This window comes from Paenibacillus sp. 01T422 (assembly GCF_056398785.1).
In genome coordinates this window covers 1-7,797 of sequence record NZ_JBFTQB010000573.1, presented here as the reverse complement: position 1 = coordinate 7,797, position 7,797 = coordinate 1, and the positions used below count along the sequence as shown (strand labels likewise).

The following is a 7,797-nucleotide window of genomic DNA, read 5'->3' as shown; positions in this document are numbered from 1 at the left end:
AGAATATGCTCACCAGTCCCGATAATCAACGTTTGTTCAGCAACTCTTAACGCATGAGCCGGAAAATGCGTATTGATGATAATGGTCAGCTTCTGATTATTCAACCATTGTATCATCTCCAGCACCATCAACTGGTTTTTCATATCCAAGTTGGATTCAGGCTCATCCATAATCAGTACTTTGGGATTTTTGATCAGCGCTCTAGCAATGAGCACCATCTGCAATTGCCCTCCGCTGATTTGATTGCAGGGTCTATCTGCAATGCTGCCTAGTCCCATACGATGGAGTAACTCAAGAGCTTTGCCGTAATCTTCCTTTTTAGGAGCATGTCCCATTGCGATGTAAGGAGAAAGTCCCATGACAACCATTTCCGTTACACTGTATCCGAAGCTGGTGTGCTTGGCCTGAGGCACGTAGCTGACTTTTTTCCAGAAAGCTGAAGAAGCTAARGCATGAGCCTCAGCCCCGTCAATACAGATATGTCCACGTTTAAACTTCTCGAAGCCCATCAAACATTTAATGAAAGTAGTCTTACCAGCACCATTCACGCCAAGTACTGCTAATGTTTTTCCTTCTTGGACCGTAAGATTTAGATTCCCGAACAGAACTTTCGTTGGCTCGTAATTAAATGACGCATCGACGACCTCAATCATTCCAAGCGCCCCCCGTCTTGTAGAGCAAATAGCCGAAGATCGGAGCACCGATCAGTGCCGTAAGCACGGATAATGGGATTTCTGCAGAAGTTAATGTACGGGCGATTGTATCTACGACGACCATAAACAAAGCCCCGAATATAATGCTCGCTGGAATTAATATTTTATTGTTCGGCCCCACCATCATACGCGCCAAGTGAGGAACAATGAGACCAACAAAGCTGATAAGCCCCGCTGTGGCTACAGCAAGCGCAGTGATAACGGTAGTCGCCAGGATCACAATCATTCGGATTCTTTTCAAGTTAATTCCAAGCGATACTGCTTCTTCATCTTTGAGTGAAATGATATTTAACTGCCAGCGCAATTTCCAAATCACTAAGATACCGATTACGATGACAGGCACGGTTGTTACGACATCCTTCATGCTTGCGCCGGCCAAGCTACCCATAAGCCAGAACAAAATACTCGGCAGATGCTTCTCGGGATCAGCTATATATTGCAGCATGGATGTCAAGGCTGCAAAGACGGAACTAGTGACGGTCCCTGCCAGCACCAGCTTCAATATATTGACCTGCCCGTTTTTCTTGCTGATATAATACGCCGCAACCATTGAGATCAAGCCGAAGACAACGGCTAATCCCTGAATCAGATACGTTTGATGGAATAAGAAAATACCTAATGCCGCGCCAAAGCCTGCTCCAGAAGAAACTCCCAAAATGTGTTCACTTACCAAAGGATTGGAGAACATCGCCTGTAGGCTGGCTCCACAAACTGCCAGGCCTGCGCCAATAATAGCAGCTACAATCACTCGTGGAAAACGAATGTTCCATACAACTGTCGCTCCCGAGCTGCTGCTATTCAAGCTACCCGGAGAGAAGATAGATTGAAATAACTCGCTGGGTGTCATTGAATATCTGCCCATGCACAAGGCTGCAATGATTGCTACGAGAAACAACAGCGATGTGGCAATGAAAAAATAAGCATTCTTGTGTCGCATACTAATTTCGCCAAATGGATAACACGTACACATCCATCAAGGCTGCAACCTCTTCTCTATTGATATACATTTTCTGGCAAATATCCATAGCAATTTTATGCCGGGTATCGTAATCCAGTTTAGCAATGCTTTCTTTTAGCCTAGTGTGAACAAGTTTACATTCTTCCTCCGTGTAGGGTTCAAAACTACTAAAGGAATTCAAAGCATCTTGCACATCGCTTTTGTTGCGCAAACCAACAAGCACACTATCCACATAAGGGCTAGAGAGCAAATAGTGAATCGCACCATCCACAATATTTTGGTTCTCTTTGATGCAGATGGCTTTGAAGACATCCTCATACTGCGGAATGATCCCTGTTCCCAGTGGATTCATAGCGATATTGCCGACTCCCAGCTCTTGGGAGGATTTCATCCCCTCGGTTCGCCATGGTGCGTTCAGCACATTGTATCCAACAATATTGATGTCAAACTTGTATTCGCTGAGCACCTTCCTCAAATCATCACTGGGCATGTGGGTTGTAATGGAAACATGTTTGATTAAGCCTTCTTCTCTGGCTTTCACGATCTGATCAACGGCTCCGAATCTAACGCATTCCAGCCAATCCTCGTAGCTTTTGACTCCCCATAAATTGGTGAAGAAATCAATCTGCTCCAGATTCATTCTATGTAGGCTCCGCTCGAGGATTTCTCTGAACTTTCCTGAGTCTCCGAAGTAGCATTTCGATGAAATATGAAAAGGGATCGGTCCCTTCTTCATTTCGGTAATTGCATCTCCTAGAATAAATTCGGATTGATCGGCACAATACTGCATCGCCGTATCGTAGAAATTAATTCCGTTATTATAGGCATGTAAAACTGTTTCAACGCATTCATCCCTGTTCTGGGGGTTCTCGAAGCGCTGCGCTCCAAAACCAATTCTTGAGATTTGAATATCTGTGCCTGCTAAAGATCTATACTGCATCCTAATCCCCCGTAACTCATGATTTTTTTTGGATTACATGCTACTTTTTCGAAAATTTTTCAACATAATTTTTACTGTCTTTATTTGCGTCCATCTTAAGTACTTGGTTAACTTCGTCGTCTGTCAGTGAGATGTTATAAGAGAACTTATAGCCTTCTTTGACAATGTCTCTAATGTTCATTTTTGCGAATTGATCCGGATAAGCCATCGCGCCGTACCAGTACCAGGTCAAGGAAGCCATGTGCGACATAAGGGCAAATTCAGGCAGCTTATACACCCGCTTATTCTTGACTGCGGCCAATTCCTTCAATTGCGGATTATCATAAATTTGGCTTGGATTCACACCAACTGCAGTTTCGTGAATGACGATGAAATCAGGATTCCATGCCAAAATTTGCTCGACATTGACCTGCATCGTGTTCTTGGAAACACCTGCTTGATAGGCTACATTCTTCACACCGGGAATTTCATGATAAAAGTTGCTGTCGCCCCATACAGAGATTTTATTGCCGTCGATTGCACTAATGAGCAGTGAAYGGGCTTTCTTATCATCTGGAATGTCCTTCACCAGGTTTTGGACATCGGTTCTGGCAGCTTCCTGGTTGGCTAACAATTGCTCGACGCGGTCTTCTTTCCCGAGCGCTGCTCCTAGCATCTTCATCGTCGCCACTTCTTTATCCCATGGTCCCMAGCCAATGGTAATCACTTTAACGCCAGCTTTCACCATGGATTCATAATATTCCGGTTTTCCTAGATTCCATTGGAATACGACATCCGGCTTGATGTTGAGCACTTCTTCAATGTTCGGTACGAAACCGCCGTCCGTCGTGAAAGACGAGTTAATATCTTTGATCGTCGGATAATATTTATTCAGCACGCGCTGTGAGATCATACTTTTGGATGCTGGGTGGATCCCGACTACACTTTTCACATCTCCTGCGATGGCAATCCATTTGAATTAGGCATGCTGGAACATGCACTAAGCAGCAACGTAAACATAAGTAAAAGACTAACTGCCACGGAAGGGTTCTTCCAAATATTGTTCATAAGTAATACTCCTCTACGCTTATATTGATAATGATTATCATGATCACTATTAATATAGCTCTGAGACCTTCGTGCGACAATGGACGATTCGGACATGGTTAATATACGTTTCGGACGAGATTCCGTGTTCGTGGCTTGATCCTTGAAGTGATTCGGAGACATGCCGACATATTTTTTGAACAATCGACTGAAGTAGTATCGATCCTGGTAGCCGAGACCAAAGGCAATTTCCTCAATCGTCGCATCTGTCGTGCAAATCAATTGTTTGGCGATATCCATCCGAATTCGGATCAAATAATCGAGGGGACTTTGCCCGAAGCGTTCTTGAAACAACCGAGATAAATGCCGGGGACTGCAATTTAGCAATTCTGCCAACGACTCTAAGGTAATCGTATCGGAGTAATTCTCGTTCATATAGTAAACCGCTTGGGATACGATTTCGGGCTTCTTGAGTGGAACTCTCTGCGTGTATTGCTGCCATAACAAATCATGGATGAATTGATAAAAGAGTGTTTTCACATGAAATTGTTCCATCGAGCTTGTTTGCGTCCATTCCTGATGCATCCTCTGGATTTTCAGCAGCAGAGAAACAGGGGAATAAGGCTCAAGCCCGTACTGGGTATGAAAAGGGTTGTTGCGCTCCATAAGCTGCAGAATATCTTGTCTATACGGCAATGGAATAACTGCTTTGTAGAGGATCAAATAGTACTCGAAATTTTCCTGCGTCCGTTCAATCTTCATGCGCATCCCTTTGCCGCCATGCAGCAAATGCAGTGGTTTCAATTCATAAGTCGTTCCATCCAGAGATATCATCGCGGTGCCACAGATAGATTGCAGAAATCCGCTTGTTGGCAATTGATAGGAGCGTAGTTCTTCGCCTGCCTTCATCTTCGTATATCGAATATCCATAATCTTAATAGCAGCGTGATTCCATAATCTGATATGTTCCTGAATATTCATAAATAGTCCCCACTCGTTCATTGATAATAATTCTCATTATACTAGCTAGAAGAAAGAATGGAAACAAGCCATTACAGGAAAAATAAGACATTGAAACTTAGCTTGGCATAAAAAAAAGCATGCTCTGCCCTATTTTAATAGGAAGAACATACTTTGTGACCTTACCACTTACGTATACTTAATCACATTCGCCACGATGATAAAAATGGCCCCGATAATCAGCCACATGCACATCAGCGGCCAGAAGAATTTCACCCATTTCTGATAAGCAATCCCCGATACGGCCAGACTGCCCATCAAAGCAGAGGAAGTAGGAAGAATCATGTTCGTAATACCGTCGCCCAATTGGAAGGCCAGCACGGATGTTTGTCTCGTAACGCCAAGCAAATCGGACAAGGGTGTCATGATCGGCATGGTTGTAACAGCCATTCCTGTTCCCGAGGTAATGAATACGTTCATAATATTTTGAAAAGCATACATCCCTAGCACTTGAATCGAACTTGGCAAGTCACCTACTAGAATGGATAGGCCATTCACGATACTGTCGATGACATTTCCTTGTTCAAGCACGACCATGATGCCTCTTGCAATACCAATGATGAACGCGCCGTAGGTAATGCTGCTTGCGCCTTTGACGAATTCGCTGGCGATGCGGCTTGGACCATAACCTGCACAGAAGCCGGATACAATCCCCATGGTTAAGAATAACGCACCGAGTTCCTCCATCCACCAGCCTTTTTTCGAAACACCCCAAATCACTAGACCGAAACCGATGATCACCGCAGCAATGGTAAGGTAGTGCTTAAGCTGAATAGTCGGCAGCTTGGAGAAATCTACTTTCTCGCCCGATACGGACTGCTCCAAATCATAAACAAGCCCTTTGGTTGGATCTTTTCTTACTTTGCCTGCATATCGAATCAAATAAAGACTTGTCACGGTAATCAGGCAAATCAATAAAATAACCCGCAGCCAAGCCCCTGAGAACATTGGAACTTGCGCGATAGCTTGAGCCAATCCAACATTGAACGGGTTCAATATCCCTGCTGTGAAGCCGCAGGATGCTCCCAAGGATATCATCGCTGTGCCTGTCAATGCATCGAAACCGAGCGCACGAGCAATCGCGATCCCAATGGGTACGAAGACCATGACTTCGGTGGACATTCCCATGGTAAAGCCGCCAACGGAGAACAGGGTAATGAAGATCGGTATCACCCATCTGCCTTTATTGGCAAACGTTTTGGCTACCCTGGAGGTTACCGCCTCAATCGTGCCCGTCGACGATATGATTTGGAAGGCCCCGCCAATAATGAAAATAAAGAAAACGACATCRGCCGAAGAAACCAGTCCATGAACGATCGCTTTCGGAATCTCGACTAGATTAACTGGACTCGAATCCACTTGATGATACGATCCTGTTACCAGCAAGGATTTTCCAGTTGCTTGATCTTTGACACGTTCGAATTTTCCTGAAGGAATTGTATACGTTAGTGCCGCTGCAACGAAAACAAGGATAAATAAGATGACAAAGGTATGAGGCATTTTAAACCATTTGCGAGAACTACTTTTTGCTATACTATTCAATGCCCGTTGACCCCTCTCTATGATGCTTCCACTGCGTAAACTCGCTGCGTACGCGCTGCATCGCTGTCTTGTCGATACATAAATCATATGCAGTAAGGGCTAACGCCTTGGCCGCTCGATTCAGTTCAATCATGCCCTCTTCCGAGCCCGCCAACTGAGCGAACTCCGGCGTATGCGTAGTTGCATCCCCAAGTCGAATGTACGGGTGAATCGTTGCCGTCATCTGGCTGACATTCCCGATATCGGAGGAGCCGACGCCTCCTTTTAGTGGCGGTTCAGACACCTCTATGCCCATCAGCTCCAGATTGTTTTGAAACAATTGAGCCAAAGCTTTATTGTTGTTCCGCTCCGCATAAATTAACCCTTCCGTAATATCAACGGTAGCTCCAACGCCTTCTGCCGAGCTGCGAACGGCCCGGTATACTTTTTCTCTAACAACTTCCAGTTCTTCCACCGTCGACGCTCGCAAAATAAATACAGCTTCACACAGCTCCGGCACGACATTCGGAGCATCTCCGCCCTTGGTGATAATTCCGTGAATTCTCACATCCTCTTTCACAAACTGACGGATCGAGTTGATCGCCACGAAGGCATTAATTAATGCATCCAGTGCGCTGATCCCTTTCTCTGGTGAGGAAGAAGCGTGTGCCTGCTTGCCATGGAAGGTAAACGTCGCATCCACACAAGCAAGCGCTCCGCGCAGAACCATCGTTTTATTCTGCGGATGGCACATCATGACCGCATCGATATCATCGAAGATCCCTTCGTTGCACATGATGATTTTACCGCCGCCTTCTTCTTCCGCAGGTGTCCCTAATACAACGATTTTACCTGGCAGATCAGGATGTGCTTCCTTCAATGCCAGCGCAGCACCAACTGAGGCAGTCCCAATCAAGTTATGCCCACAAGCATGGCCAATCGCTGGCAGCGCATCATACTCGGCTAGCAGCGCAATCGTTGGCCCACCGGATTGTCCTTCCCAAGTAGCGCGAAACGAAGTTTCTAGGCCCGCTATCCCTTGCTCCACCTCGAATCCCGCTTCAAGTAAAGGTTCAACTAACCACATTTTCGCTTTATGCTCATGGAAGCTGAGTTCCGGATTCGTATGAATTAACATAGATATGCGGCGCAACTGCTCGTCAAGCGAGTCTACAGCTTGTTCAATCTGTTGTTTGCTCGTGTTTACGTCTAAATTCTCTTGTGTCATTGTAATCCCCCTGTCCAATCCTCATGATGATGAATCTATTTGCATGGATAAAACCACTGAATAAGTGAATAATTATGTAACATAATGAATATTATTTTATCGGCTTCAAATATATAAGTACAATCGATTGTTTTTTGGCCAAGCCCTTAAATTTTTTTATAGCAGCGGTGGAACCGTGTGATCTCCATGACCTATTCGTACTAAGGATTCACTAAGGGGAACTAGAGTTCGCTATTCGGAGTAATACGAGCAGTTTTCCTGCTGAACGGAACTACAGGATCTTATTTGTCCGATATGGTTTGTTTTCTGGTAATTTTTTTAAAATAAAGGACCATAGTTCCCCTTCCACCCGATAAATAGGCCTTTTCAGCGGAATAGCGAACCATAGTTC

7 protein-coding genes are annotated in these 7,797 nt (G+C 44.9%); all 7 read right to left on the bottom strand.

Annotation, left to right across the window (positions count from 1 at the left end):
- Positions 1-653, bottom strand: a 653-nt coding sequence (locus tag AC1DUA_RS26205) for an ABC transporter ATP-binding protein (protein WP_477502566.1), incomplete at its 3' end; no start/stop codon positions are given.
- The gene (locus tag AC1DUA_RS26200; RefSeq protein WP_477502565.1) at positions 646-1,650 is read right to left on the bottom strand and encodes a FecCD family ABC transporter permease; all 1,005 of its coding nucleotides are present in this window, start codon (positions 1,648-1,650) and stop codon (positions 646-648) included. The genes AC1DUA_RS26200 and AC1DUA_RS26205, both read right to left, overlap by 8 nt.
- Before the next feature lies 1 nt (position 1,651).
- Positions 1,652-2,611 carry an aldo/keto reductase gene (locus AC1DUA_RS26195; protein ID WP_477502564.1) on the bottom strand — a complete coding sequence of 320 codons (960 nt, stop codon included), beginning with the start codon at positions 2,609-2,611 and terminating at the stop codon, positions 1,652-1,654.
- 40 nt (positions 2,612-2,651) lie between these two features.
- Positions 2,652-3,542: an ABC transporter substrate-binding protein gene (locus tag AC1DUA_RS26190; RefSeq protein WP_477502563.1), complete on the bottom strand. Its 891-nt coding sequence runs from the start codon at positions 3,540-3,542 to the stop codon at positions 2,652-2,654.
- Entirely contained in the window at positions 3,539-4,618 is a 1,080-nt protein-coding gene (locus AC1DUA_RS26185) for a helix-turn-helix domain-containing protein (protein ID WP_477502562.1), read from the bottom strand. The genes AC1DUA_RS26190 and AC1DUA_RS26185 overlap by 4 nt, the downstream gene beginning before the upstream one ends.
- A gap of 168 nt (positions 4,619-4,786) precedes the next feature.
- Positions 4,787-6,199: a YfcC family protein gene (locus AC1DUA_RS26180; protein ID WP_477502561.1), complete on the bottom strand. Its 1,413-nt coding sequence runs from the start codon at positions 6,197-6,199 to the stop codon at positions 4,787-4,789.
- Complete coding sequence (locus AC1DUA_RS26175; RefSeq protein WP_477502560.1) at positions 6,192-7,406, bottom strand: M20 family metallopeptidase; 1,215 nt, start codon at positions 7,404-7,406, stop codon at positions 6,192-6,194. Before AC1DUA_RS26175 ends, AC1DUA_RS26180 begins: the two co-directional genes overlap by 8 nt.
- Positions 7,407-7,797: the final 391 nt, after the last annotated feature.

Coding starts and splice junctions, on each gene's coding strand:
- AC1DUA_RS26195 (WP_477502564.1), bottom strand. CDS start 2,611: ATGCAGTATAGATCTTTAGCAGGCACAGATATTCAAATCTCAAGAATT.
- AC1DUA_RS26200 (WP_477502565.1), bottom strand. CDS start 1,650: ATGCGACACAAGAATGCTTATTTTTTCATTGCCACATCGCTGTTGTTT.
- AC1DUA_RS26185 (WP_477502562.1), bottom strand. CDS start 4,618: ATGAATATTCAGGAACATATCAGATTATGGAATCACGCTGCTATTAAG.
- AC1DUA_RS26175 (WP_477502560.1), bottom strand. CDS start 7,406: ATGACACAAGAGAATTTAGACGTAAACACGAGCAAACAACAGATTGAA.